The sequence below is a fragment of the Oleiphilus sp. HI0123 genome, from assembly GCF_001635315.1.
In genome coordinates this window covers 1-1,965 of the sequence record NZ_LWGE01001742.1, presented here as the reverse complement: position 1 = coordinate 1,965, position 1,965 = coordinate 1, and the positions used below count along the sequence as shown (strand labels likewise).

Sequence of the window (1,965 nt, the reverse complement as noted above, 5' to 3'; positions counted from 1 at the left end):
GATTGATGCTTTCGTAGAGGAATCTAATATAGTGCTAAACTATTTGACAGGCCTTAATTCGTATGAAGATATCAAATCAGCAGGGGTTGCTTCAAAAGAAGACATATATATCGCTTTTTCTCCGAAAAAACGTAACGCAAAACTTTATGCAAATATTCTATCAAAGGGTTTAAAAGAACTTAAGAGTTCTGGCAAATTAGATCATTTGCTACTTAAATATTCTCTATTAAAACCGCCGAAATAGAAAAAGTCTGGTGCAACTGTTTTTTTGGGTGGCCATGAAATTAGGGGCGGTGGGTACAGCTTGTTTGTACATGGAAACACTTAACCAGGCGTTCAACACGGACTCCGTAATGCTGACACCTTTTGTGCAAAAATACGCACAAAAACTGCCATCATTACTCCTCCGGTTAACGCGGCGTTATATTTTTTAAACACTGTCACTGTTCAATATACAAGGAAACTAATAGTGAGTAATTGCCCATCTTGCTCCAAAAAGTTTGGCTTTATGAATCTGCTAAAGTCATCAAACCCCATGCGTATCAAATGCAGTGGCTGTAAAGAAATAATACGCATAAATGGTTTTCACGCTCTTATAGCTGTTGTTATTACTTTACCATTAGCGTTTTTAGTTTTAGCTGCTGTAGCAAAGGCAACTGCTAGCGGGGGTATAGCAGTTGCAGCGGCAATATTTTCAGGCTTAGTCGCTGAGTTTGTATTTTATAAATTGGTAATTTCTGGCAAGGTTAAATCTAATCTCGTAGCAAATGAAATATAACCAGGCAATCAAAGATCGCCCACGAAAGGGCCCGTGGGCTGGACTCGCTCTGCTGCGCGCCGCTCGCCCTTTATTGCGGCGTTAGGCTCATGGAGATGCTATGAAAGTCGAGATAGTAAGAGATACTGGGACAGGTTATTTTGGCACAACAACTGCCAGAACAAATGTTCCACAAGGAAAGAAACTTGAGCTTACCATGCAGAATCTATGTTCAACTTTGGGCATTAAAAAAATCTACTGGACCATTAGCTCAAGAGAAGCAAAATATTATCGCCCGGATGGACCTTATACCTATCAGAGTGCTTCCAATACCATTCTTGAATTATCTGAAAAAGTAGCCGAGAAATATGCGAATAAAAAAGCCTAACAAGTTTAGCCTGCCTCGCCCCGGAAAAATCCCCGGGGCTGGACTCGCTATCGCTCGCCGCAGCTAAAGGCGTTAGCTGTAAAAAAGGAGTTAAATTGAAGCACATATTTGTTATTGCAGTTTTAGCCTTATTGTCAGGTTGTAGTTCAATGGTAAAGACCGAAATTGGAGATTACGATTACGGCAAAAGTTTAAGTGAACTACAAAGTCAGCATATCGAGTTACAACCTCAGGATGGTTTATTCTCTGAACCACGAATTAGCATTCCATTAGATGATGCTAAAAGCCTTTGGGGAGAGCCCCAAAGTACGGAAAATCTATGGGGCGAAAAAGCTTTGGGTTCTGGTATCGCTTTAAGTGCAGCAGCTACTGGCTTAATTAGTTGGGCGGGTTATGGAGTAATAGAGCTGATGTTTTTGCCTCCTTGCCAAGAACATGTATGGTCAATAAAAAATAAACAAGTCTTAGCTAAAAGCTGCAGTACCATTGGTACAGGGTATCAATCCAAAATAGTAAAATGGGATTGGTCCGAAAATTAAATCAGCTAACAAGTTTAGCCTGCCTCGCCCCGGAAAAGGCCCCGGGGCTGGACTCGCTATCGCTCGCCGCAGCTAAAGGCGTTGGTATGACTCCCCACGTCAAGAGGCCCGCACAAAATCCTGCCGGAACCTCGGCCAGAGCCTTTCTTTTTAATTAACATTCTTCCCGTTAGGGAAGCGTCAACGCATCAGATGAAGCAAGTAATTTCGACGGTGATCATGCTGGTATTCGTGGGTTGCTAACGCGACGCGTTAACCTATCCAACCTTACTTATTACGTC

The 1,965-nt window shown here is 42.1% G+C and carries 4 protein-coding genes; all 4 read left to right on the top strand.

Going from position 1 to position 1,965, the window contains the following annotated elements:
- On the top strand, window positions 1–244 hold a 244-nt coding region (locus tag A3761_RS28705; RefSeq protein ID WP_231881298.1), incomplete at its 5' end, for a transporter substrate-binding domain-containing protein.
- 264 nt (window positions 245–508) lie between these two features.
- Window positions 509–778 carry a hypothetical protein gene (locus tag A3761_RS23520; RefSeq protein ID WP_156490479.1) on the top strand — a complete coding sequence of 90 codons (270 nt, stop codon included), beginning with the start codon at window positions 509–511 and terminating at the stop codon, window positions 776–778.
- A gap of 100 nt (window positions 779–878) precedes the next feature.
- Entirely contained in the window at window positions 879–1,145 is a 267-nt protein-coding gene (locus tag A3761_RS23515; protein WP_068510923.1) for a hypothetical protein, read from the top strand.
- 95 nt (window positions 1,146–1,240) lie between these two features.
- The gene (locus tag A3761_RS23510) at window positions 1,241–1,684 is read left to right on the top strand and encodes a hypothetical protein (protein ID WP_068510921.1); all 444 of its coding nucleotides are present in this window, start codon (window positions 1,241–1,243) and stop codon (window positions 1,682–1,684) included.
- Window positions 1,685–1,965: the final 281 nt, after the last annotated feature.

Bases quoted from the DNA above. Each gene is read 5' to 3' on its own strand.
- A3761_RS23520 (WP_156490479.1), top strand. From the start codon at position 509: ATGAATCTGCTAAAGTCATCAAACCCCATGCGTATCAAATGCAGTGGC.
- A3761_RS23515 (WP_068510923.1), top strand. From the start codon at position 879: ATGAAAGTCGAGATAGTAAGAGATACTGGGACAGGTTATTTTGGCACA.